Genomic DNA, 23,481 nt, shown 5'->3' with positions numbered 1-23,481 from the left:
CGTGTTTTCAAGGTGTTACCGCCATTTGCTAAGTTATTACGAAGTTGTTCGGATTTGAATTGATTTTTAAGTGAAAAAGAGCGCAGGCATAAGATGGGCGTTTTAAAGAAATTTTTCAACCAGACAAGAAAGCCTGAGGGCAGACTCGGCAGAATCATGCTCCGCGCCATGAATGCAGGCCATGCAAGGATGGCGGACTGGGGCATGTCGCATCTGCGGCAGATCAGCCCTGAGAATATCCTTGAGCTTGGCTGCGGCGCGGGCAGAAATGCCGGAGAGCTGCTTAAAAGATATCCGCAGGCCCATGTGACTGCCGTGGACTATTCTTCTCTGTTTGTGGAAAAGGCAAAAGAATACAATAAAGCGATGGTTAGGGCAGGGCATTGCAAGGTCCTGCAGGGTGATGTGTCGGCACTACCCTTTTCCGACGGATCGTTTGACCTCGCTACGGCGTTTGAAACGGTTTATTTCTGGCCGGGTCTTGAAAAGTGCTTTTCCGAGGTTTACAGGGTGCTGAAGCCCGGCGGATGTTTTCTGATTTCCAACGAATCGGATGGAAGAGATGCTGCAAGTCAAAAATTTCGAAAAGATCATCGACGGGTGAAAACCTATACCGCCAAGGAGCTGGAGGCGGCACTGCGGACTGTCGGATTTTCTGAAGTTACCAGTGACCATCACAGATCAAAGCCGTGGATAACGGTCATTGCAATAAAGCGAGAAAAGGGGAGGGAGAAAACCATGCATACATATTATGCCGAAAACAAGGATAAGCTGAAAAAAGATATGAAGAAGATGCTTTCTTTGATCCGTACTGAGCTGGAAGATGCCGGCGGAAAGAAGTACGGTGATGTATTTGAAGAGATATGGGCATATTATGAAGCGGAACTTCTGGAAAGGTTTCCCTATATCGGCGGGAAGCGTATCAGCGGCACACGTAACCTGACGGGCGCATACAGCTTTGTCGCTATGGGTGAAGTGCTTCAAAAATACGGTGTTGATCTGGAAGAAACGGGACGTCTCATGGTTATGAGCTATGAGCGCATGACCATGAAAATGCCGTGGATCCTTCGGAAAAGCATAGGTAAGTTATGTAAGAATACAAGGCTTTTGAACAGGATATTCATGAAAAAGGATGCTAAAAACGCTGTCAATGCGGCGGAAAACCCCGGCAGCTTTGAAACCAAGACACAGATCCCGCCGGAAGAGGGATATGATTTCAGCTATCACAATCTGGTCTGTCCTCTGGCTGATTTTGCAAAGCAGTACGGATATGAAGCATATATGCCGTATCTCTGCAATCTGGACTATGTCATGTTCGGCGTTCTCGGCGTGCCGCTTTTCCGTGAACACACCTGCTTTGAGGATGGTGATTTCTGCGATTTCAAAATAAAGATCGGTGAAAAGCCGATGGAATACTGGCCGCCGGTATTCACACAGGGAAGGGGGTACAAATAGAAAATGAAGCCTGACTACAAAAACTGGGTGCCGGAAAGCCTGTTGAAAGGGCTGTTTGCCGGAACTGCGCTGTTTTTTATCGTGTTCATCCTGTTCGGCGTAACGGGGCTGATCCTGCATGGAACAGTGAGGCTCATCTGTGCCCTTGTTCCCGGCATCGGAACACTTGCACTGCTGTTTTTTGCCGTGTGGATGACGGTACTGTACAGGACTTTTGATTATAAGGGCAAAAGAAAGCTTGCCAAGACCATCGTAGAGGGAACGGCGGAGCATGTAAGGATTCCCGACGGCGGCGTCGGCCTGAATGTCGGCTGCGGCAGCGGCGCACTGACTATCGCCTGCGCAAAGAGGAACCCGAAAGCGCATATGACAGGCTGCGATATCTGGAGCGGTTCATATAAAACTGTGTTTACGAAGAAACGCTGTGAGGACAACGCAAGAGCGGAAGGCGTATCCAATGTGCGGTTTGAGGAAGGCAATGCGGTGAAGCTTCCGTTTGAAGATGAGAGCTTTGACGCGGTGACAAGCAACTATGTTTATCACAATATTGCGGGACAGGATAAGCAAAGGCTTCTGCTGGAGACGCTGCGTGTGCTGAAAAAGGGCGGTATTTTTGCTATTCATGATATGATGAGCAAGCCGCGCTACGGTGATATGGATGTATTTATTCAAAGACTGAGGGCAGAAGGATATGAGGATGTGCGCCTGATCGATACCACGGATGGAAGGTTTATGGGGCATAAAGAGGCTGTATGGCTCGGACTTGCTGGTTCGGCTCTGCTTGTCGGAAGGAAATAAGGAGCAAACGTGATTGTAAACAGAACCACAATTTTACCGGCGTCACGCGCTGTTGTTTTTGAAAAGCTGCAGCAGCCGGAAACACTTCAATATATCGCAAAGCCATTTGCCGCCTTTGAGCCGGTGGGTGAGTCTGTTCAAGAGTGGACTGCGGGGAGTACGTCAGCCTATCGTTTTCGCCTCTTTGGCGTGATTCCTTTCTGCACGCATACGATCCACATCGTTCGATTCGATCAGGACGGCATCAGCAGTCGGGAGGAAAACGAGCGTGTTCCCGTGTGGAACCATGAGATAAAGCTGATAAAGCTGGATGGCAGTCGCACGGAATATACCGACAGAGTGGAAATCAAGGCGGGGTGGAAAACGATATTTATCTGGCTGTGGGCAAAAGCATTTTATGCGCACAGGCAACGCAAGTGGGTCAAATTATTACGGGAATAAGGAGAAGGACTGGATGAAATTATGACTGTATTGGAATTAGCCTTGTACTGCCTTTTATTTACCATAATGGTGAGATATGCTGTGAGAGGCGGAGCGATCGACGGGCTGTATTTTTATCCGAAGACTGTACAGGATCGAGCCATTGAAATAGGCCTGACCACAAAAGAAGTGATGCGGCGCAAACAGAAGATCTTCATGACAGAATTCTGCATGGTCATGTTGGCTGCACTTGTGCTTATCATCGGTGTGTGGCATAGGGTATCGGATTTCAAGACAGCTTATCTGCTGGCATTGTTGTTTTTAGAGGTGATGAACTGGTATGACGGTATCGTGATTGACAAAATATGGGTAGGACACAGCAGGTTTTGGATACTGCCAGGATGCGAAGGACTGCCATTTGTTCAGAGCTGGAAGCAAGTGTTGAAAAAGCGAGGCGTTCTTACGCTGATTTGGGTTGCCGGTGCGGCGATTGTCGCCGGAATCGTCGTGCTGGTTTTTTAGCATGTCCCGAAGCTTTCGCATTGTCTCATTGAATATAGTGATTTGAGAATATAGTAAAGAATTCAAAAATAATTTAGACAAATTCGGGGAAGGAACGGCTTAGTATGTACGTGATGCTATTCAAGAATATGTAAATGAAAAAAGAAAACAAATAATATGATTTTTATAAGGGGCTGTTGCTTTGCAGTCCCTTATATAGTTAAAGTCTGTGTTCCGAGGAGTATGAAGTCCTCTGTTAAGTATGGTCGGAGGCATTTTTACCTGCTGTCTTCGAATCAAAAACCTTGATTGCCTAAGATTTCGATTTTCCAATAACATAAGCATATCAAATATTATAAAACATGGGCGGCACAAAATTTGGACAAGTCAATCCGCTGACCGTAAAGAAAAAAGTTCAATATGAGAATATTAGAATGTGAAGGGGTTTTATGGGGTTTTGTTCAATAACGCATAAATAATGAAGAAAATAGAAAGACAATAGTCTTCATACATGGTGCTTATCATGGAGCATGGTGCTGGGAGGAAAATTTTGTTCCGTACTTTTTGGAAAGAAAAATTAATGTAGAGTCTATTGATTTTAAAGGTAAATCTAAAAAAACTAAAGTTGAAGAATACATACAATATTTGAATGAAGTGATAGAAAAACTTGAAGGAGAATTATATATAGTCTCTCATTCGTTAGGGGCAGCAATTTTGGAGAGATACATTGTCAAATATTCTCCGAAGTTAAACGGTATTATTTTTTTGACTCCAGGACCCTTTGTAAAGCAGATTAGGAGAACTTTTGTTATAAATGTCCATAATATATTTAGAAATAAAAAACGATTTTACTTTTCTGATCGATTGGATGACAACAAATTGGAGCAGTATATAGAAAAATTCGAGAAAGAAACAAAGCAAATAGAATTTTTGATAGTGAGAAGGAATATTCCGAGTAATTATGATTGGAGCAAAACATTAATCTTAAGTTCTTTAGATGATCAATGTATGCCAATTTCTGTAGGAATAGATGCGGGCAAACGCGTAGGAGCAAAAATAATTATTTATGCAAATATTTGTCATGATATGATGTTGGATCCAGATTGGGAATATGTAGCAGAGGATATATATTATTTTATAGAAGGAAGTGGTGGAAATAGTGATAGAAAGTCTTGAAAATGCAAAACAAGTGTGCTATATTTAAAACAACGTATTAAAAACGATGTTATAGAAACGTTGTTTTACATGAGGAAGGAAGAATAGTGGCAAGAAGGATAGAAGAATTTGATGAAAAAATTTTACTATGTGCGAAAAAAGAATTTCTAGAAAAAGGTTACACTGAAGCATCGATACGAACGATTGCTCAAAATGCAGGTGTCAGTACCAGCACAATATACACACGGTACTCAGATAAGGAGGGATTATTTCGTTTTCTTGTGGAACCAGCGGCGAAGGGGCTGATTGAATTGCTGAGGCAATTATTAAGTGACTTTTCTTCTTTGAAAGGACACGAGCAGGAAAAAAAATTTATGGAACATTCAGATCATGGGTTTGAAGCTGTGATTGCCTACATCTATAAATACTTTCCCGAATTTAGATTACTGATTACTGGAGCACCAGGAAATTATTATCAGGATTTTTTAGAAGAGTTAGTAGAATTGGATACAAGCTGTACAAAGAAATTCCTGATTCAAACTGGAAGCAAAGCAATGGCAGAAGGACGAGTTACAGATGGTTTTTTACATGTTGTTTCAAGCGCTTTTTATGCTGGGATTTTTGAAGTGGTGATTCACGATATGCCCATGGAAGAAGCAAAAAAATATATCAAGGAGTTACGTATCTTTTATGGGAACGGATGGAAAGAATACTATCAGAAATAGATGAAAAGAAGGTGTGAAATAAATGCAGAAAACCGTAGATTTTTGTGTGGACGAAAGAGGATGGATACACTGTCCTTTTTGCAAGTGCAGAACACGTACAAAAATACGGACAGACACTTCATTGAAGAACTTTCCAATATTTTGTCCGAAATGCAAACGAGAATGTTTGGTAGATGTTGACAACATGAAAATACGATTATCAGTAGTGCCAGACGCCAAGACGCAGAGCCGATAATTTGTTTATGTAAATCACATAACAGATTGTCGGCTTATTTTTTTAAATATTGGTTAGCTAATACTAACAATGGAGGGTTTATATGAATCAATCACAGGGAGGAAATTCAGTTGGCAGACTGGTAGAGTTTGCCCGGCCGCATAAAACTGGCTACATCGTTTCCGTTATTCTTGCTGTGCTTGCAGTTGCCTTTGGTATTGTTCCTTATTTTTCAACAGCCAGAATGACGATCGAATTACTCTCTGGGAATCGGGATTTATCATTTTACATGATATGGTGTCTGATTTCTGGCGGCTGCTTTGTCCTAAAAGCAATATTGATGGGAATTTCTACAAGAGCATCCCATGAAGCAACCTTTGAAGTGCTGTCGGAGGCAAGACGGAAAATTGCTTCAAAACTTACCAGAGTGCCTATGGGCTATATTCTCAATACCCCGTCCGGCCAGTTAAAAAACGGTATGGTGGAGCGGATTGAACAGTTAGAAGTTCCGCTTGCTCATGTAATCCCGGAAATGACTTCAAATCTTCTCGTACCGATTGCAATCATTGTTTATCTGTTCATGTTGGACTGGAGAATGGCGTTAGTATCGCTGATTACCATTCCTGTTGGAATGGTGTGTTACATGGGAATGATGAAAGAATATCCCAAGAAGTATGGAGAAGTTGTAAAAGCCGGAAATCATATGAGTGCAACAACGGTAGAATACATCGGCGGTATTGAAGTCATTAAGGCGTTTAATCAGGCAGATAATTCCTATCAAAAATTTACAAATGCTGTCCATGCAAATGCAGACCTGATTTTAGACTGGATGAGAGATACACAAAAATATTCTGCGGTTATGATGAGTGTATGGCCTGCGGCGCTGATTACTGTACTTCCCGTTGGGTGCTTGTTTTACATGAATGGTTCGCTGTCAGCTGCCACCTTTATTACGGTAACTATCCTATCGTTGGGAATTGCTGGCCCACTTGTAGCCGCAATGTTCTTTACCGATGATATTGCAAAAATAGGTACTGTAATGGGCGAGATTGACGGTATATTAAACCAGCCAGAACTTGTCCGGCCAGTGGAAAAATGTGATTTGCAAAACCTTGATATTTCTTTGGAAAATGTTCATTTTGCATACGAGGAAAAAGAGGTCTTGAAAGGAATTGATCTGACAATTCCACAGGGGAAGATGACAGCTTTTGTAGGACCGTCCGGCAGCGGAAAATCAACGATTGCAAAATTGATTGCGTCCTTTTGGGATGCGACCGGGGGACTGATTACGATTGGTGATAAAAGCGTAAAAGAAATTTCTACTGATCAATTGAACAATTTGATTTCCTATGTGTCGCAGGACAATTATCTGTTTAACAATACAGTGCGTAACAATATTCGTATGGGCAAGCCAGAAGCAAGCGATTCCGAAGTGGAGCAGATTGCAAAAGCTTCTGGATGTCACGAGTTTATCATGAATCTTGAGCATGGATATGAAACTGTGGTTGGCGGTGCCGGAGGGCATTTATCCGGTGGAGAACGCCAGAGAATCGCGATTGCCAGAGCTATGCTAAAAAACGCCCCAATTGTGATTCTTGATGAAGCAACTTCCTATACTGACCCGGAAAATGAAGCGGTAATACAGGAGGCCATCAGCCGACTGACAAAGGGTAAAACATTGATTGTAATTGCGCACCGCCTGTCAACGATAACGGATTCCGACCAGATTGTTGTTGTGAAGGATGGGACAATTCAGGCAAAAGGAACGCACGAGGAATTATTAAAAGAGTGCAGTCTTTATCATACGATGTGGACAGCTCACATGGATGCAAAGGAGGTGAAAACAGCATGATACGTTCTTTTCGAAAATTCTTTGAATTTGCGGGTCGGCAGAGCCGAAATTGGTATTTGGGACTCTTTTATGAAATCATACGCTGTATTTTAGAAGCTCTGCAATTTGCCGCCCTTCTGGTGGTTTTGGATGGATTAGTTCGTAGTAATATTACCGCACAGACCGCCCTGCTTTCCTTTGGTATTATGTTAGTCAGTGTGATCGGCACCATTATTTTCTGGTATCTGGCGCATGGCAAGGAAGGCGAAGGCAGCTACCGAATGTGTGAAGACAAGAGGATTCAAATTGGCAACCGTATGAAATATATGCCGATGGGCTATTTCAACAGCCATAGTCTGGGCAATCTTACATCCGTTTCAACAGCGACCATGAGTGACCTTGAAAGTATGTCCTTTGCTATCATCGTGCGGACTTTGGTGGGTGTAATCCACGCCAGTATCTTTTCTGTTGCCATGTGCTATTTCAGCTGGAAGATTAGTTTGATTTTTTTAACTGGCGTAATTTTGTTCATGGTAATTAACACAATGCTCCTGCGTTGCTCCAAAAAATTATCTCCAAAAAGGTTAGAGGCACAGACAGAATTTATGGATGCCGTACTGGAATACATACAGGGGATGGGCGTTGTGCGGGCATTTCATCTGGCAAAGCAATCAAATACCACGCTGGAAAAAGCAATTGATGAAACACAGAAGAAAAACCAGCTTACTGAAAGGCGTCGAATTCCTTATATAGCTGCCGAGCAGGTTGTTCTTCGGATTGCCAGTGCTGTCGCCGCATTCTGCTCTATTGTTCTTTTCATAAACGGCACATTGGAATTAACGTATTGCTTGATAATTTTAGTATCGGCATTCATGGTATATAGCCAGTTGGAAAGTGCTGGGGAAATGTTTTTTATGCTTTCCATGATTGATGCTTCTATTGACCGTGTAGAGGAAATCAATCAAAGCCCCCAGATTGATATTGATGGCAAAGAGCAGAGTCCAGATCGGTTGGATATTGAAATGCAGGATGTAAGCTTTTCTTACGGGGATAAAAAAGTGATCGACCATGTATCCCTCACCATTCCGCAGGGAACCACCACGGCGATTGTCGGTCCGTCCGGATCTGGAAAAACAACACTGGTAAATCTGATTGCACGCTTTTGGGATGTTGACAACGGAAGTGTCCGTATCGGTGGCATTGATGTCAAAGATTACAAGCTGGACAGCTTAATGAAAAACATCAGCATGGTATTCCAGAATGTGTATTTGTTTCCGGATACGATTGAGAACAATATTAAATTCGGTTCTCCTAACGCTACCCATGAAGATGTAGTGAAGGCAGCAAAGGCGGCAAGGTGTCATGACTTCATTTCAGCATTGCCGGAGGGCTACCAGACTGTAATTGGAGAAAGCGGCGCAACCATTTCCGGGGGTGAAAAGCAGAGGATTTCTATTGCAAGAGCGATTATGAAAGACGCGCCCATTATTATTCTTGATGAGGCCACAGCAAATGTCGATCCCGAAAATGAGGCAGAGCTTCAGAAGGCGATTGAAGCACTGACTCAGGGAAAAACAATTATTATGATCGCCCATCGGTTAAAAACCGTAAAAAATGCGAATCAAATCATCGTTATCGACCGGGGTAAAATCTCTCAGCAAGGCACGCATGACGAGCTTATCAAGCAATCTGGTATTTATGCGGATTTTGTTGGCATGAGAGAAAAAGCTATCGGTTGGAAAATCAAAGCAAACAACTTTGCATAAAAGAAAGGAGTTCCTACAATGGACAAGAAAAAATTGAACGCAAAAGACTTTATCAACATCGGTATCTTTACGGTCATCTACTTTGTGATGTTCTTTATCACGGGTATGCTGGGTTACATTCCTATCTTTGCAGTTATCATTCCATTGGTGTTGGGAATACTGGGTGGCATTCCATTTATGCTGTTTTTGACAAAGACAGGAAAATTTGGCGCGGCTACTATTATGGGTACGCTGGTCAGTGTCCTCTGCTTTCTGATGGGACAAAGCTGGATTTCCATTCCCTTCGGAATTGTATTTGGATTCCTGGCAGATTTGATCTTCAAAGCTGGCGCATATAAAAGTTGGAAGCATACTGTGTTGGGATATTGCGTGTTCACCGAATGGGTAATCGGCTCCATGCTGCCTATGTGGATTATGAGAGATACTTTCTTTGAGGCGTACAGAAGCAAGGGAGGTACGGACGAATACATCAATGCCGTTATGGGCCTTACTGCTAACTGGATGCTTCCGGTAGTCATTGTTTTAGGCATCGTTGGCGGAGTGATCGGCGCGTATTTGGGCAAGGCAATTTTGAAGAAGCATTTTGTAAAGGCGGGCATTGTTTAATGAAACCAGAATTATTACTGTCAGTTGATTCGGAGCGGCGTTTCTGGCTTGACCCAAGAACAAAGCTATATATGCTGGTAATATTCAGTATTGTAATGATTGACGGAAAAACGGACGGTATTAGTTTCTGGTTAAAGCCGATTCTGGCATTGATACCCTTCTTCCTTTTGCTTTCGGGCAGTAGGAAAAAGGTTGCCATCATCTATCTGATTGTTTTTGTTGTTTCATGGACGGTGAACATGTTTCTTGTTCCGTATATGGGACTGATAGGAACAATTATAATATCGCTGTTGGCGCAATTTGGAACAAGATGGTTTCCGAGTGCCATGATGGGCTACTATCTTCTTTCAACTACCAAGGTTAGTGAATTTGTCTTTGCCATGCAGCGTATGCATATACCAGAAGCATTCATTATCCCGTTTTCTGTTATGTTCCGGTTTTTCCCTACAATTTCCGAAGAAGCGGAATCTATCGGTAACGCTATGCGTATGAGAGGAATGACAGGGAAAAATTTTTTCAGAAATCCCCAATCAATATTAGAATATCGGATTGTTCCTCTCATGATGTCCGTAGTAACGATAGGGAATGACCTGTCTGCGGCAGCTTTGACAAGGGGATTAGGAAACGGCAAAAAGCGTACAAGCATTTGCAAGATCGGTTTCCATTGGAAAGATTTTGTGATGATGATCATGATTACTGCCGCGCTATTGGTATTCCTGCTTTTTTGAGGAGGGCTGAAATGAAATGATAGAATTTAAGGATGTGTCCTTTCAATATGAGCAAGGCAGTTCCAAAGGGAAAATCGAAAATATAAATTTGAAAATCCATGACGGAGAGGTCGTTTTGATCTGTGGAGAATCCGGCTGCGGAAAGACAAGCCTCACACGTTTAATCAATGGGTTAATTCCACATTATTATGAGGGAACGCTTACCGGGCAAACAATCGTGAACGGGATAGATGTAAAAAATGTGTCTCTTTATGCTTTATCAGGCGTTGTTGGTTCCGTATTCCAGAATCCAAGGACACAGTTTTTTACGGTGGATACTACCAGCGAAATTGCGTTTGGATGCGAGAATTTAGCAATTGACTCAGATGAAATCAATTTACGGATAGACAAAATCGTGAGTGCATTAAAAATTGAAGATTCGCTAAATCGGAGTCTTTTTGCACTATCCGGCGGTGAAAAACAGAAAATTGCCTGTGCGTCTGTATCAGCAATGGAGCCAGATGTATTTGTATTGGATGAGCCATCTTCCAATTTGGATATTAAATCAATCAGAGAATTAAAAAACGTATTGCGAGAATGGAAAGCATGCGGGAAAACAATTGTAATTGCGGAACATCGCCTGTACTACCTGATGGATATTGCAGATCATGTTCTGTACATGCGGGACGGACAAATAAAAGAAAATCTTTCCATCTCCGACTTCAAAAAGAAATCTACGGATGAATTGCACGCGCTGGGTCTTAGAGCCTTGCAGTCCGAAGGTTTTAGTAAAATGCAGAGTGTGGTGTGTGCGACAAAGCAGCTATATATCAGGGACTTTGAAGCCTCTTATAAAAATACTTCCGATGGGCAGAAGAAAAAGCGAAAGGTGCTGGATATATCAGATTTGATGATTCCGCAAGGTGCGGTGGTTGGAGTAGTCGGCAACAATGGCGCCGGCAAAACGACTTTTGCCCATAACCTATGCGGATTACTCAAAACTGCAAAAGGCAGTATGAGCATGGACGGACAAACTTATATGGCCAATCAAAGAATTAAGACTTGTTATATGGTTATGCAGGATGTAAATCATCAGCTTTTTACAGAAAGCGTAAAGGATGAAATTTTGCTTAGTCTGGATAATTTGGACGAAGAGAAAGCGGCGCTTGAAGTAGAAAACATTATGGAAAGCCTGCATGTTTCAGAATTTAGGGATGCCCATCCGATGTCGTTATCCGGAGGGCAGAAACAGCGGGTAGCGATTGCCAGCGCGATTGCATCTGATAGACAAGTCATTGTCTTTGATGAACCTACAAGTGGATTAGATTATTGCCATATGAAAAAAGTAGCCGAAAATCTGCAAAAATTGAGCTTGATGGGAAAAACGATTTTTATAGTTACACACGATCCCGAATTGATTGTTGAGTGTTGCAATTACTTTGTATTTATTGAAAACGGAAAAGTGTTATGGAGTGACGGCTGTAACAGAATAAGTCGGGAACGGCTGCGAAGTTTCTTTTCCTTTGAGGATTATTAAGAGATAAATCTGCACACGTCAGATTTGTTCCAGGTGTTTGGGAAGAAACGATGACCAGCCTGAAACAAGTAATACACTATCATCCAAGAGCCGGACGCTGAGACGCAGAGCCGATGATCGACAGTCGAAAGACTGCGGTCATCGGCTCATTTTCATAAGGAGCAGCTTTATATATGGACAAAAAACGAAGAAGAAAAACAGCCTTATGGCTGCTTTTCAGGGGCGGTGTTGATGAGGGCTGTTCCCGGTGATTCAGGTAAATTGCGCACTGTTAGTTCACCTCCGCTTATAATTTATCCATTTCAGTTCATGGCGATAATGGCATGAAGGCTCAATTATAAGTGGCATACAGGTTCATAAGAGGATGAACAGACGAGCAGCCGCTCCGCCAATAAAGACTGGAAGGAGGGGTTGCGATGCGCTGGTCATACCTGTGCTCTGTGCTGATCATTAGAAACAGCAGTTTTTCCTCTGGCTGACTGAACGGTCAGTCTTCTCAAAAAAAACGCACATATAAAGTGGAATCATTATGTGCCATATACTGAACCAAAAATTCAGTATAATAATGAAATAGATGGCGTCTATGCGCCTGCATTACAGCATATTCTGTTGTATCGCAGGCGCTTTTCTATATTCCGTTCAGAGCGGCAGCGTCATTGCCGCAGTCCTCCGACTCAAACGAACCCTAAAGGTTTTCGTGCGATTCGGAGGTGCAAGATGGATAAGGAGAAAAGAAAGCTATGGATCGATGGTCAGTTCATTGAGATAACGGAGGAGGTCTATCAGGTCTATATGCAGGGTGACCGAAAAATGCGTTACTTCGAAACAGATCTGAAGACAGAGCGAATCATATTGGCAAAGGATGGTACTGTACAGCGAGTCATTCCCAGCAGAGAAGATTCTCTGGATCGGTTGATAACTGACAATGCCAGGCAATTTGAAGATACCAGAGAAAGCGTTGAGGATGCCGTATTCCGCAGGCTGGCTGAAGACGATCTGCGTCTGGCACTTACAAAGCTGACCGATGAGGAATATGCTCTTGTTTATGCTCTGTTCTATGAAGACAGGACGGAGCGCGACTATGCAAAGGAACTGGGGGTATATCCGAATGCGGTACATAAGAAAAAACAGCGCATTTTGAAAAAACTGAAAGAAATTTTGAAATGAGGGTTATCAGACCTCTCACTCAACGGCAAATAGAGTGAGAGGTCTTTCTATAACTGACTACTCCCCTCCTGTTCTTTGAAAACTGCATACCCATTCATCAGGCACATTCCCATTGTTATTGCGATGAGCATGAGCCACGTTAGCGGCTGCGCCATGATGTGCGGAGGAAAGCAGCGGAAACCCACACAGTATTTTCCGGCTTGCATCCTTTCGCACAGAGCGGTAAACAGCCGGCTATAAGCGTCGGGCGGTTCCCGACGCGGCCACGATAGGCAATGGAGTCAAAGATACTCCTGTTCAGTCACAGCTTGAACGTACAGCGCCGGTTCCGGCGTGAGGCGTCGCACGCAATGAAGGCAGCCGACAGAGATCCTGCCGGGGGTGGGATTCCCGTGGAGCTGATGCACCGTCAGCCGCTTGATGATTTCCCGCCATGAGCCGGGGTGTCGAGGACAAATAAGCTCAAATAAGAGAAAATAGCCGGCCAAATGGAATCGCTACAGACGAGGGTGAAACTTCCTTCGGCTTTGAGGCGTTCTTTTGTCCGGCTTTACATAGAAGGCATGATATGCCGTTTTACTATTTCGAGGAGGTGTGAAGATGAATCGGACATATAAACGAGGCGATATCTATTTTGCCGATCTGGGGCAAGGCGTCGGATCAGAACAGATGGGCTACCGTCCTGTAGTGATTATCCAAAATGACATAGGGAATAAACACAGCCCTACGGTGGTCGTTGCCGCAATCACAAGCAAGGTTGACGCGAGGGCAAAGCTGCCGACCCACTGCTTTATTTGGAACCGATTATGGGCTGGAACTGCCTTCAGTCATTTTGCTGGAACAGATACGGACGTTGGACAAAAAGCGGCTGGAGAAATTTGCGGGAAGTCTGGAAGAGAAGCATTTAAGAGAATTGAATCGCGCTCTTGTTGTCAGTATCGGCCTGAGCAAACCGCCGCATCAAAATCTTGTTCTGTGTTTATGCAAGCTGTGTGCGGATAACTTTCGTATGGGTGGGAAGTATGATCTTGCGCGGGCATCTGAAAACCAGGAGCGCAATACCTGCACCTATTGCAATCATCGGATGGGCCATGAATATGAACTGATAGCGAGAGATTGATGGAGGATTTATGGAAACTGTGTTTCATTTCGGGAAAAACAGCGAAAAGTATATGTATGAATTTGATGATAGACGTGTGGATTTTTTGCTGTAGGATATATCAGTATGGACAGTGATGGAGTTAAAGGCAATCCTTACTGCCTTTCAGGAGGAAAATCGCACCTTTGCAGCAGCACAGAAACCGTCGATATAATCGCTGTAAAAGGTGCGGCGTGTAATTGCCGCCATTGCAACAAAGGAGGCAATACGGATGAAAAGGAAAGCAAGAAATATCAATGGAGAGGATAATCGCAGCGTAGCCATTTATACGAGGAAATCCCGCATTACCAACAAGGGGGACAGTATCGGAGTACGGTTCAAACAAAGTTCCGGTTATGCCGTCAATCAACTGTCATTATCGGAAGATTACCCGTTCCTGAAATATGAAGATAAGGGATTGAGCGGCTATTATTCGGATCGCCCCGATTTTCAGCGGCTTTTGCGCGATATAGAAATGGGCAAGATAAAAGCCGTTGCCTGTTATAAGCTGGATCGTGTCAGCCGGAAGACCTCTGATCTTATGAGATTGTTGGAATACTTCGAGCGACACGACGTAACCCTGCTGGTTTGTTCAAACAATATAAATACACAAATCGGCACATCAAAAATTATTATTCAGGGACTTGCCATCATCGCGGAATTTGAACGGGACATCCTTACGGAACGTATCCAGGACAATCTGATGGAGCCTGCCAAGGATGGGCGCTGGCTGGGAGGTGCAACTCCGACCGGATTTACATCAAACCGCGTATCAACCGGAAGCGGGAAAAATAAAAGCGCGGTCAGTTTCCTTGTCAGCATAGAGGATGAGAAAGTCCTGGTTCAGAAAATATACCGCGTCTTTCATCGCGCCAGATCGATTATGAAAACAGTAAAAGAGATCAATAAGGAATATAAAACGAAACAAGGGGCAAACTTTACAACTTCAACGATCAGACTGATCCTTAAAAATCCAATTTACTGCACGGCAGACGAACAGGCATATAACTATTTTCTTGAGCATGACGGGAATATCTTCGGAGAACTCTCGGAGTTCGATGGAGAGCATGGCCTTTCCGTTTACAACAAAACAGATCAATGTAAAATAGAGGATGAGGATTCCACGTTCTTTAATCCTAAGTTCTCCCAGCTGTTGTCGCCTAAACCGATCAGCGAATGGATTATTTCTGTCGGGAAGCATGAAGGTTTTATTTCCTCAAAGGAATGGATAAAAACGCAGAAACTATTGGATGCGATTGCCGAAAAGTACAATCGGCCACATCGCAAGACCAACGCTCTGCTTTTCGGACTGATGTATTGCCCGCATTGTGGGAAACGGCTGCGGGTCATCTCAGAATCCAATCGCTGGACAAATGGAAAACCGCGGTTCAAATATGTGTGTCCCGAATTTAGAAAAAATGAATGTACCTTTATGGCTGTTGAAGGCGTGACTCTTGATGAATATGTGGTCGAGCAACTTTCCAACTTGAGTGAAGAGCGAAGCGAATATTACAGCCGCGTGTTTGAGGACAAACTGGAACGCCTGATTCGCTCTGATCAAAGTGAAATGGAATACCGGAACACGCAAAAAATAATAGAAACACTGCAAACAGCGATTGCCAATCAGGTACGGAATATGCGCAATGCTGATGAGGCACTTCAAAAATATATCGAAGCAGATATTCAGGAAATGTCTGCCGAGCTGGAGAAAAACCGGGCGGCGCCTCATCGCATGGAGGAAGCTCAGGCTGGAAATCAGTTTATGTTCCAGGAATTAAATACGATCAAAAAGAAACTGCTATCCTTTGCAGAATATGCAAAAGACGCACAGCCGGAAACACTGGTAACGCTTATAAATACCGTTGTGGAGAGAATATACATTACGACGGAGGGTGACAAACGCATCTGTCAGATTTTCATTAAAGGCTGCAATTCCGAAGACTACACGGGCCTTTTCGGCGCAGCCGAATACATAGATAAGAACGCTGTTCAGCCAATAACGCTTGAAACAGGGATGTGTGATTCAGATTACTATAGAGTTTACACCAAAGCATAGACGAAAATAATTTACAATCAATACAAGGCAGATCTACGAAATATTCTTAAACAGTTGAGTGCATACAAGGGTGTTGAAATAATAAAAGAGCATCTTATGTCAGATCATATTCATATGCTCGTAAGTATACCATCAAAAATCAGCGTTTCTTCATTTATGGGTTATCTTAAAAGAAAGAGCGCATTAATGATGCTTGATAGGCACGCAAATCTAAAGTATAAATTTGGGAAACGGCATTTTTGGTCAGTAGATTATTAAGTCAGTACGGTTGGATTAAATGAGAAAATCATCAGAAAATATATACGCGATCAGGAAAAGAACGATATCGTTCAGGATAAACGGAGCGTGAAGAAATATGAAGATCCGTTTAAGAGTTACTTCCCTTTGGGAGGTAGCCAGTAATAAGCGTGGTGTAGCTTGAACAAAGTGAAAGCCAGCGCCTTGAGACGCTGGCTGGCATAAAAGGTTTATAGCTCCCCGTTACGCTAGCTACCATTTTACGGGTAGGAGCGACTTTCAGGACAATCATTGACACGAAATAAAAACGATAAAAGACTTGAATTAGAAAAAACTTTTCGCTATAATAATTATATTGTCTGGGTGTGGCGCAGTTTGGTAGCGCGCGTGAATGGGGTTCACGAGGCCGGAGGTTCGATTCCTCTCACTCAGACCATTTGTTTAGGGAAATAGGAGGGGCTTTCAGCAATGCTGAGAGTCCTTATTTTTGTATGCCGAAAACCACGCATTAGATGCGTGGTTCCGGAGACCTTAAAGGTTTGAAGAAAAAAGCCCTCCTTTTCGTGTTCCACAATGAAGGAGGAGTTATTGAGAATAATTGTCCGGTTCTCTTTACCCAGCTCTTTGTCCAAGGATGCGAAGCCTTGAAAGCAGATCAAAAGCCTAACGCCGAACTTCCGGAAGTTTCTGAAAGCATTCTCAATCCCCGGAATGCGCCGCGCGAAGGATGCAAATTCATCCATCAGGCACAGGATCGGCGCGGGGGTTAATGGGTCGGGCGTACACGTAATTAAAAAATTGCGCGTAAATCATCGCGATAGCGGGTGCGTAAACCTCCACGTTTTGCATCGAAAGCTTAATAAAAAATATCTTTGTGCTTGATGCCCGAGATTGAAAGCATCTGCGCCGGTTCCCCAAAATCCGGCTTTGAAAAGATTTTGGCTAAAATGGGCTTGTCAAGAAAGAGGGCCGCTGCCTTTTGAGTTTCGTTATGTGCGCTGCTGACGTTTTGATCCCCCGAATCGATCCCCTTAAATTGCCTGATTTGACCGATAGCTTCCGGTTGTCCGGCCTTTTCGATGGCACCCGCATAAAAAACAAAACGTGTTTCGAATGCTTTTTAATGCTGAAATAAAGCTTTTCTCGGTGAATGCATCGGACAATGGTGCCTCGGTTAAAAAAGCGCGGCTTGCATCGGTGAAGTATTTTCCGGCGCTGTCGCTTTTTGACGCTTTCGGTATCATTGCAAAGTCGATTCTTTTAACCGCGTCAACAACGGTTGCGCGCTGTTCCAGTGTGATAAGCGATGCCGTGCGCAAGATTTTCTTAAATCTCTCCGAAATACATCAAAGCGATAACGGGCCTGCGCATTTTCAAGGCCGATGAAAGCGGCGTTTTGCCGGATGTTTGCACGGGAGATGCCCTCGGACAGATTAAGCGCGAACACGTGGAATTTCCTTGGCTAAACGCGTAATGTTGGCAGTAAAACGCATTGGGTTTTACCCGTTTCGGTTGGCCCGGTCACGGCGACATGCGCGGTAGATAAGTTTTTGACCGCGTCAAAACGGTAATTATCTTGCTAATCTTTGCCGAACAAGATGCCGATTGGTTCTTGTTTCGCCGCCTGTATCGCAATAACGAGCAGCCGCGCTCGTTTCTCTGCGGCTTCTATCGCTCAAAATAATCTTGTTTCGCTTTGGCCGCCGTTGAGAATAGCCCGGATGGCATACCAGCATGGCGCAAAAGATTGCCGGTATAACTGCGCCCGGAATAATGCCGGTAGGCGATTAACTGCTTTAAGATGATCCAAAACAGGATAGCTAAAACGGCGAAGATCACTAAGCCGGCTTTAGCCGCGGCAAATGCATATTAGCATGGGACGACGGCCAAAGTAGTCCGAAGCCGGTGCCGTATCCGCTTGATAGGCCGCATGTAGGTTGTAAATAAGATTAGAAAGGCCATAGGGCCCCAGCGTAGCCTTTTGTGATAGCTTCATAAAGCTCGCCTCTCGCGGTTGATGGCGTAAGCCCGTTCCCGCTTAACGCCGTAGCCGTAACTTTTAATTCTCTGACGGCGCGATTGCCGCCCTGGGCCGCGGTGATGTGGGGGCAAGTGGCTCGGCGGCAAAGGTTTCATTAAGGTAAGTTTGTAAGTTTTGGTGGAAGTTAAACAAATCCTTTCGGTTCACATGGGCTTTTTGCAGACCTTAAATTCGGTTTCATGGTTCGAGGTTTCGTCTCTGGTTATCGGCACAAAACCATAATGTGAGTGGAGCTGTTCGCTTTCGTTTTTGTGTACCTGCGCATAGATTACATTTTCTTCCCCCTGTGTAGCGGTGATTTAAGAAGTCGTAGGTATCTTCAAAGAATTTGCGTTCTAAGTCTTCCGGTAGCTCCTTCGGAGCGGTGACAATCCACTTAGCAAAGCTTTTAAAGCTTTGTCGTTCAAATTTTGAATGTCTTGATGAATGCCTGATAATTCTTTTTTTAAATCTTCATCTAAGGTTTTATACGATGAAAGTACGTTTAAAAGTTTTGATTTTGCTTGAATTTTTTCTTTTTTGCGAAAGCTAACACGAAATTTAGTCGGCCATTTGTTCAGTTTTTACGATGGAAATTTTTGAATCTATAAACATTTTTTGTTCTCCTCGATAATTGACAATGATTTGATTTTTGATATAATTTTATAGATATCAAAATATTTACAGTAATTTTTGTAAGTTTGGGATAAGGGAGCGAAAATAGCACTCTTAGAATGCATTTATTTCATGCAAGATTGTGTAAATTCCGCTATTTGGACGGTTTCCACGCTGAAGGCGCTTTCACGAGGCCGGAGGTTCAATTCCTTTCACTCAGACCATTTTAATTTATACAAGGATGACAACGAATGAGTCAAGTTGCACGAAAAGAAAAGAGAAAAATCAAACGTAGACGCGTTCTTAAGATCGGTCTCGTTTTTTTTTAATTGTGGTCGTGCTTGTTGCCTTCCATTATCGGAGGAACAAGAGCGGCCTGATTGAAAGAACCGACTATATTTATGAGACCAATGCAAAGGTCTATTTCTTTAAAAACATCGATTATATCGAATTGAATAATTTTAGCGCTGAGGATCTGGTGAATGTCCAGGGAAGCAAAGTCAATGGATACAGTGCTCTAACGAAGTCGAAAAAGATTGTTGATCAGACGTATATTAAAAATCAAATTAAAACGATCGATCGGATTTTAAGCGAAAAGGCATATAAACATTGGCCGACGATTGTCGGTCAGTTGCAAAGCAATTTTCGTGGATTGGATAAAATTTTCAGTCAGATGGGAAAGGATCAGAAGGAACGTAAAGTTTTTTTGGTTAATTCCGCCAGTTATATGGGGATGACCAAATCGGAATTAATCGCGAAGAAAAAAGCTTTTGAAGCACTTCAGAATACTGGAAAACGAGACATTATTTTGGGTAAACTTGATATGTTGTCTACGGGTTATATTTATGGGACGGTGAACACCATGGAAAAAGTCGTTCGAGAAAGTACGTTGCCCTATGTTGATGTCAGTTTTCTCAATGATGTTTCAAAGATTGACCAGCAGAACGAGCCAGCACTAAAAATTGTTGATAACGATAGACTTTTTGCTGCTTTTATTGTCGATCGTGATGAGTTGATCGACGGTGAATCCCAGGCGCTGGCTATGAAGCTGGCTATAAAAAAGGAAATCGTCGGTACAAAAGAGAAAAAGCAAAATGCCCAATATTACGATTATCTGGTTAAACGGGTAGATGTCTTATGGCAATATCCGCAATTAACCATTGAGAAAAACGGGAAGAATTATGATTGCTATTTGGTCGATGTCATGTATGATGGGAATCAAAAAATAGCGGTTGTTTTATTCAAAGATTATATTTCTGTTTTTGCCGGTGATAACACACTCAAAACGGATATTCATTTGCAGGCGTACACCGCTTATGAGGTTCCTCAGAGTGCAATCGTTAAAAAATCCGGGCAAACCTATTTGAAGATCCTCAAAAAAAACTATTTTACCCGTTTACAGAAAGTGAAAGTTGATAAATACGAAAAGGGAAAAGCCATCATGCGGGTAGTGGAAAACCCGGATCTGGCGGTGGGAACGGCTTATAAGATTTATCCATAAAAAACAACTTAGAAGTTATAAGAGAGAAGGGATTATATGCGCGTTGTGTCGGAAGCAACAGATTCAGAATTTCGAAAAATTATTGCGCGAAATGTTACAAAAGTTCAAAGACAGTTGCCCGGTTCAGTGCGATTGATTGCGGTAACCAAGAAACATACGATTGCAGAAACCCAGGCGGTGGTAGATGCGGGCGCCACGGATCTAGGTGAGAATCACGTTCAGGATTTAATAGAAAAGAAACCGAAAATTAAAGGCGATATTCGTTGGCATTTTATCGGTCATTTGCAAACCAATAAAGTTAAATATTTGATCGGTGAAGTGGCTATGATCCATTCGGTTTCCTCATTAAAGTTGCTGAAAAAGATTGAGCAGGAAAGTGCTAAGAAAAATTTGGTGACAAATATTCTATTGCAGTTTAATTTGGCGGAAGAGGTGACAAAATCAGGATTTTCGGCCAATGAACTGACAAAGGTGACAGAAGAAGCCGCCCGGCTTTCACATATCAATTTGCGAGGCTTGATGTGCATGGGACCGATGACGGAAAATTCTAATGAAATCCACAAAATATTTGGGCAATTGAAGGAAATGTATGATAAAATAAAAATGACTTATCAAAATGGTGAAAATCAAATCGATTGCCTATCCATGGGGATGACGAATGATTATCCGATCGCGATTGCAGAAGGCGCAACTTGCGTTCGGGTCGGTAGAAAAATTTTTCAGTGTGAGGAGTAAAAGATGGCAAACGAAAAATTTAAAGATAAAATCGTAAAAGTCTTTGGGATGGATGATGAAAATTACGAAGATGATTACAGAGACGCTTATGAAGATGAGCTGGACGGCGTAGAGGATGAATATGTCGAAGAAACAGAACCAGTTCGAAAGTCATCGCCCCGAAAGATTGCGCCGCTGACGGGATCGGCCGAGGTTTTGGTGTTAAGTCCGGAATTTTTTGATGACGCTCCGAGCATTGTCAATAAAATCAAACAGAATAAAACGGTTGTTGTCAATTTGAAGAATACCGAATACGAAGACGGCCGGAAAATTTTTGACTTTTTAAATGGTGCGGTTTTTGCATTAGAAGGCACCATCAATAAAATTGCGGATAATGTCTTCATTCTTGCGCCAAAACAGGTGTCTGTATCAACAGAAATGGAAAAGAACAGCGATTCCGATTTTATTTCGACGCCGATTCTTGATTTCGATGCGGACAAGTAAATAAAGACTGTGCAAACGAAAGGCCGCAGGGTTTCTTCCTGCGGTTTTTCTTTTGTAATTTATCGAGATATGATGAACAATCAAATTGAAGCCAAGAAAGCCAAAAAAGAGAAAATTATTCTGGAACGGGTAAAAGATGCAGCGCTTGAACCGGATTATCTCCATTTTTTTGATTTTTACGATGAAATGCTGCAAATGCAAATGACAGATGTTCTGAAAAAAAGTCATACTGATTATTTTTGGTACGGCGGATTTGACGATGCTGTGCGAAAGATGCTGTGTATCATCCCGGATTATCTGTCTGAGACGATTCAGAAATCGGAGGCTTTGGAATGGCCGATGATGGCCGCCCGGTTCCCGGCCGATTTTGAATATAATCACCGACATGTGTTGGGGGAATTGATGAGTCTTGGGATTGAGCGAAGCTGCATCGGCGACATTCATATCGGCGGGGATGAAACACAGGTGATTTTTCATGAAAAGATTTACCTATTTCTAAAAAATAATTTCACACGGATAAGGGGTAAAAAAATTATGCCGTCTTTCTATCCGGCTCGGGAGATAAGAGCTTATGCGTCCAAATTTGAAGAAAAAATCATCACGGTATCGTCTCCTCGGATCGATGCCGTGATCGATCGTATTTGGGATATTTCAAGACAAAGCGCCGCGGAGGCGATTTATCAGAAGAGGCTTCGGATCAATTATCGTGAAATCAGCAAAAAGGAACTGACCATTAAGCCGGGAGACATCATCTCTTTTCGGGGAAAGGGGAAGGCAAAAGTGTCGGATTTTGTCGGCGTTTCTAAAAAAGGCAAGCAGCGAATAAAAATCGAACGTTATATCTGAGAGGATCAATGAATCGAAAAGAACATTATGTGCGTGAAGAAGAAAAAAATATGCGTTTGGATGTGCTCTGCGCTCAAATTTGTCCGAATTTGTCCAGACAATACTTAAAGGAATTGATTGTTGACGGTGATATTCAAGTTGATTTTATGACAAAGAAGCCGGCATATCGACTAAAAGCTAACGAACGAATCGTCATCAAGATTCCGGATCCGGTGCCCTATGAAGTGATGCCGGAGGCGATTGATTTGGATATTATCTATGAAGATGGGGATGTGATTGTTGTGAATAAGCCGTCGGGAATGGTGGTGCACCCGGCACCAGGAACGCAATCGGGGACCCTTGTGAATGCCCTGATGGCACATACCAAAGATTTGTCTGGCATCAATGGGGTCAATCGTCCCGGAATTGTTCATCGCATTGATAAAGATACGTCGGGGATTTTGGTCGTGGCTAAGAACGATTTAGCCCATCGGCATTTAGCCGGACAATTGGCAGATCATTCTATGGTGCGGCAATATGTGGCGCTGGTTAAAGGAAATATTGCCGAGAACAGTGGCACGGTCGATATGCCGGTAGGCCGTCATCCGGTTAACCGAATCCGGATGGCGGTGGTCAAAAACGGCAAATCAGCGGTAACACATTTTGAAGTGATTGAGCGACTCGGCGATTTTACATATGTTGCTTTTCGGCTTGAAACGGGCCGAACCCATCAAATTCGGGTGCATATGCGGGCCATTGGTTATCCCATTGTCGGCGATCCGGTGTATGGCGGTGATAAGCATCTGTCATTTGAGACAGACGGACAATTGCTTCACGCGCGGGAGCTTGGCTTTATCCATCCGCGGACGGGAGCATTTATGCGGTTTGAAGCCCCGTTGCCCGAAACTTTTCAAAAGGTATTAAATCAATTGAAGGGAAGTCTAAAAAGATAAGATTAAAAAACAACAGTTGCTCGGCAGCAGCTGTTG

The 23,481-nt window shown here is 43.1% G+C and carries 22 protein-coding genes, 1 tRNA gene and 2 pseudogenes; 23 read left to right on the top strand and 2 right to left on the bottom strand.

The features are described 5' to 3' along the window. The first annotated feature begins 93 nt into the window (after positions 1 to 93). The 18 genes and pseudogenes from V3C63_RS04100 (at position 94) to V3C63_RS04015 (ending at position 16,749) form a co-directional block, all read left to right on the top strand. Positions 94 to 1,455, top strand: a complete 1,362-nt coding sequence (locus tag V3C63_RS04100; protein WP_329886548.1) for a methyltransferase domain-containing protein — start codon at positions 94 to 96, stop codon at positions 1,453 to 1,455. Between the two features lie 3 nt (positions 1,456 to 1,458). Then, positions 1,459 to 2,253, top strand: coding sequence for a class I SAM-dependent methyltransferase (locus tag V3C63_RS04095; protein ID WP_329886547.1), 795 nt, complete (start codon positions 1,459 to 1,461; stop codon positions 2,251 to 2,253). Positions 2,254 to 2,262: 9 nt separating this feature from the next. Next, the gene (locus V3C63_RS04090) at positions 2,263 to 2,694 is read left to right on the top strand and encodes an SRPBCC family protein (RefSeq protein WP_329886546.1); all 432 of its coding nucleotides are present in this window, start codon (positions 2,263 to 2,265) and stop codon (positions 2,692 to 2,694) included. A gap of 21 nt (positions 2,695 to 2,715) precedes the next feature. Further along, complete coding sequence (locus tag V3C63_RS04085; protein ID WP_329886545.1) at positions 2,716 to 3,195, top strand: hypothetical protein; 480 nt, start codon at positions 2,716 to 2,718, stop codon at positions 3,193 to 3,195. 450 nt (positions 3,196 to 3,645) lie between these two features. Further along, on the top strand, positions 3,646 to 4,350 hold the full coding sequence (locus tag V3C63_RS04080) for an alpha/beta hydrolase (RefSeq protein WP_329886647.1): 705 nt from the start codon (positions 3,646 to 3,648) through the stop codon (positions 4,348 to 4,350). An 86-nt stretch (positions 4,351 to 4,436) separates the two neighbouring features. After that, positions 4,437 to 5,054, top strand: a complete 618-nt coding sequence (locus tag V3C63_RS04075; protein WP_329886544.1) for a TetR/AcrR family transcriptional regulator — start codon at positions 4,437 to 4,439, stop codon at positions 5,052 to 5,054. Between the two features lie 22 nt (positions 5,055 to 5,076). Next, positions 5,077 to 5,289, top strand: coding sequence for a cysteine-rich KTR domain-containing protein (locus tag V3C63_RS04070; RefSeq protein ID WP_329886543.1), 213 nt, complete (start codon positions 5,077 to 5,079; stop codon positions 5,287 to 5,289). 82 nt (positions 5,290 to 5,371) lie between these two features. After that, positions 5,372 to 7,120 carry an ABC transporter ATP-binding protein gene (locus tag V3C63_RS04065; RefSeq protein WP_329886542.1) on the top strand — a complete coding sequence of 583 codons (1,749 nt, stop codon included), beginning with the start codon at positions 5,372 to 5,374 and terminating at the stop codon, positions 7,118 to 7,120. Then, positions 7,117 to 8,865 (top strand): ABC transporter ATP-binding protein, encoded by a 1,749-nt coding sequence (locus V3C63_RS04060; RefSeq protein WP_329886541.1) that lies wholly within the window; start codon positions 7,117 to 7,119, stop codon positions 8,863 to 8,865. Before V3C63_RS04065 ends, V3C63_RS04060 begins: the two co-directional genes overlap by 4 nt. A gap of 18 nt (positions 8,866 to 8,883) precedes the next feature. Next, on the top strand, positions 8,884 to 9,471 hold the full coding sequence (locus V3C63_RS04055) for an MptD family putative ECF transporter S component (RefSeq protein ID WP_329886540.1): 588 nt from the start codon (positions 8,884 to 8,886) through the stop codon (positions 9,469 to 9,471). Continuing rightward, entirely contained in the window at positions 9,471 to 10,199 is a 729-nt protein-coding gene (locus V3C63_RS04050; protein ID WP_329886539.1) for an energy-coupling factor transporter transmembrane component T, read from the top strand. The genes V3C63_RS04055 and V3C63_RS04050 overlap by 1 nt, the downstream gene beginning before the upstream one ends. A 16-nt stretch (positions 10,200 to 10,215) precedes the next feature. After that, positions 10,216 to 11,715, top strand: a complete 1,500-nt coding sequence (locus V3C63_RS04045) for an ABC transporter ATP-binding protein (RefSeq protein ID WP_329886538.1) — start codon at positions 10,216 to 10,218, stop codon at positions 11,713 to 11,715. Between the two features lie 717 nt (positions 11,716 to 12,432). Next, positions 12,433 to 12,882: an RNA polymerase sigma factor gene (locus V3C63_RS04040; protein WP_329886537.1), complete on the top strand. Its 450-nt coding sequence runs from the start codon at positions 12,433 to 12,435 to the stop codon at positions 12,880 to 12,882. Positions 12,883 to 13,482: 600 nt separating this feature from the next. Further along, positions 13,483 to 13,620: pseudogene (locus V3C63_RS04035) on the top strand (type II toxin-antitoxin system PemK/MazF family toxin); the annotation flags it as partial. Further along, positions 13,619 to 14,002: a type II toxin-antitoxin system PemK/MazF family toxin gene (locus V3C63_RS04030; protein WP_329886646.1), complete on the top strand. Its 384-nt coding sequence runs from the start codon at positions 13,619 to 13,621 to the stop codon at positions 14,000 to 14,002. The pseudogene V3C63_RS04035 and the gene V3C63_RS04030, both read left to right, overlap by 2 nt. A gap of 250 nt (positions 14,003 to 14,252) precedes the next feature. Then, entirely contained in the window at positions 14,253 to 16,076 is a 1,824-nt protein-coding gene (locus tag V3C63_RS04025) for a recombinase family protein (RefSeq protein WP_329886536.1), read from the top strand. Beyond that, positions 16,024 to 16,478: pseudogene (tnpA, locus tag V3C63_RS04020) on the top strand (IS200/IS605 family transposase). Before V3C63_RS04025 ends, tnpA begins: the two are co-directional and overlap by 53 nt. A 194-nt stretch (positions 16,479 to 16,672) precedes the next feature. Beyond that, positions 16,673 to 16,749: transfer RNA gene (locus V3C63_RS04015), tRNA-Pro, on the top strand. Here V3C63_RS04015 and V3C63_RS11735 read toward each other — a convergent pair. Both V3C63_RS11735 and V3C63_RS11730 read right to left on the bottom strand, forming a co-directional pair. Further along, complete coding sequence (locus V3C63_RS11735) at positions 16,742 to 17,056, bottom strand: TraM recognition domain-containing protein (protein WP_425355335.1); 315 nt, start codon at positions 17,054 to 17,056, stop codon at positions 16,742 to 16,744. The two genes, V3C63_RS04015 and V3C63_RS11735, sit on opposite strands and share 8 nt — an antisense overlap. A gap of 1,441 nt (positions 17,057 to 18,497) precedes the next feature. Beyond that, positions 18,498 to 18,653 (bottom strand): plasmid recombination protein, encoded by a 156-nt coding sequence (locus V3C63_RS11730; protein ID WP_425355346.1) that lies wholly within the window; start codon positions 18,651 to 18,653, stop codon positions 18,498 to 18,500. 773 nt (positions 18,654 to 19,426) lie between these two features. Here V3C63_RS11730 and V3C63_RS04005 point away from each other — a divergent pair. From V3C63_RS04005 to V3C63_RS03985, 5 genes are all read left to right on the top strand, one after another. Continuing rightward, on the top strand, positions 19,427 to 20,449 hold the full coding sequence (locus V3C63_RS04005) for a hypothetical protein (RefSeq protein WP_329886534.1): 1,023 nt from the start codon (positions 19,427 to 19,429) through the stop codon (positions 20,447 to 20,449). 36 nt (positions 20,450 to 20,485) lie between these two features. Beyond that, the gene (locus tag V3C63_RS04000; RefSeq protein WP_329886533.1) at positions 20,486 to 21,184 is read left to right on the top strand and encodes a YggS family pyridoxal phosphate-dependent enzyme; all 699 of its coding nucleotides are present in this window, start codon (positions 20,486 to 20,488) and stop codon (positions 21,182 to 21,184) included. Between the two features lie 3 nt (positions 21,185 to 21,187). Beyond that, the gene (locus V3C63_RS03995) at positions 21,188 to 21,667 is read left to right on the top strand and encodes a cell division protein SepF (protein ID WP_329886531.1); all 480 of its coding nucleotides are present in this window, start codon (positions 21,188 to 21,190) and stop codon (positions 21,665 to 21,667) included. Between the two features lie 72 nt (positions 21,668 to 21,739). Then, positions 21,740 to 22,513 carry a YlmH/Sll1252 family protein gene (locus tag V3C63_RS03990; protein ID WP_329886530.1) on the top strand — a complete coding sequence of 258 codons (774 nt, stop codon included), beginning with the start codon at positions 21,740 to 21,742 and terminating at the stop codon, positions 22,511 to 22,513. A gap of 8 nt (positions 22,514 to 22,521) precedes the next feature. After that, a complete protein-coding gene (locus tag V3C63_RS03985) occupies positions 22,522 to 23,445 on the top strand; it encodes an RluA family pseudouridine synthase (protein WP_329886529.1) in 924 nt (307 codons plus the stop codon). The last annotated feature ends 36 nt before the right edge of the window (positions 23,446 to 23,481 follow it).

It is taken from the genome of Pseudoramibacter faecis, from assembly GCF_036289405.1.
GTDB classification, from domain to species: domain Bacteria; phylum Bacillota; class Clostridia; order Eubacteriales; family Eubacteriaceae; genus Pseudoramibacter; species Pseudoramibacter faecis.
This window is presented reverse-complemented; position numbering and strand designations above follow the sequence as displayed.

What these genes read in the sequence shown, in the direction of transcription:
- V3C63_RS04065 (WP_329886542.1), top strand. Translation starts at nt 5,372, where the DNA reads ATGAATCAATCACAGGGAGGAAATTCAGTTGGCAGACTGGTAGAGTTT.
- V3C63_RS04025 (WP_329886536.1), top strand. Translation starts at nt 14,253, where the DNA reads ATGAAAAGGAAAGCAAGAAATATCAATGGAGAGGATAATCGCAGCGTA.
- V3C63_RS04085 (WP_329886545.1), top strand. Translation starts at nt 2,716, where the DNA reads ATGACTGTATTGGAATTAGCCTTGTACTGCCTTTTATTTACCATAATG.
- V3C63_RS04095 (WP_329886547.1), top strand. Translation starts at nt 1,459, where the DNA reads ATGAAGCCTGACTACAAAAACTGGGTGCCGGAAAGCCTGTTGAAAGGG.
- V3C63_RS04055 (WP_329886540.1), top strand. Translation starts at nt 8,884, where the DNA reads ATGGACAAGAAAAAATTGAACGCAAAAGACTTTATCAACATCGGTATC.
- V3C63_RS03985 (WP_329886529.1), top strand. Translation starts at nt 22,522, where the DNA reads ATGAATCGAAAAGAACATTATGTGCGTGAAGAAGAAAAAAATATGCGT.
- V3C63_RS04000 (WP_329886533.1), top strand. Translation starts at nt 20,486, where the DNA reads ATGCGCGTTGTGTCGGAAGCAACAGATTCAGAATTTCGAAAAATTATT.
- V3C63_RS04100 (WP_329886548.1), top strand. Translation starts at nt 94, where the DNA reads ATGGGCGTTTTAAAGAAATTTTTCAACCAGACAAGAAAGCCTGAGGGC.
- V3C63_RS04040 (WP_329886537.1), top strand. Translation starts at nt 12,433, where the DNA reads ATGGATAAGGAGAAAAGAAAGCTATGGATCGATGGTCAGTTCATTGAG.
- V3C63_RS04045 (WP_329886538.1), top strand. Translation starts at nt 10,216, where the DNA reads ATGATAGAATTTAAGGATGTGTCCTTTCAATATGAGCAAGGCAGTTCC.
- V3C63_RS03990 (WP_329886530.1), top strand. Translation starts at nt 21,740, where the DNA reads ATGAACAATCAAATTGAAGCCAAGAAAGCCAAAAAAGAGAAAATTATT.
- V3C63_RS04060 (WP_329886541.1), top strand. Translation starts at nt 7,117, where the DNA reads ATGATACGTTCTTTTCGAAAATTCTTTGAATTTGCGGGTCGGCAGAGC.
- V3C63_RS11735 (WP_425355335.1), bottom strand. Translation starts at nt 17,056, where the DNA reads ATGGATGAATTTGCATCCTTCGCGCGGCGCATTCCGGGGATTGAGAAT.
- V3C63_RS04070 (WP_329886543.1), top strand. Translation starts at nt 5,077, where the DNA reads ATGCAGAAAACCGTAGATTTTTGTGTGGACGAAAGAGGATGGATACAC.
- V3C63_RS04050 (WP_329886539.1), top strand. Translation starts at nt 9,471, where the DNA reads ATGAAACCAGAATTATTACTGTCAGTTGATTCGGAGCGGCGTTTCTGG.
- V3C63_RS03995 (WP_329886531.1), top strand. Translation starts at nt 21,188, where the DNA reads ATGGCAAACGAAAAATTTAAAGATAAAATCGTAAAAGTCTTTGGGATG.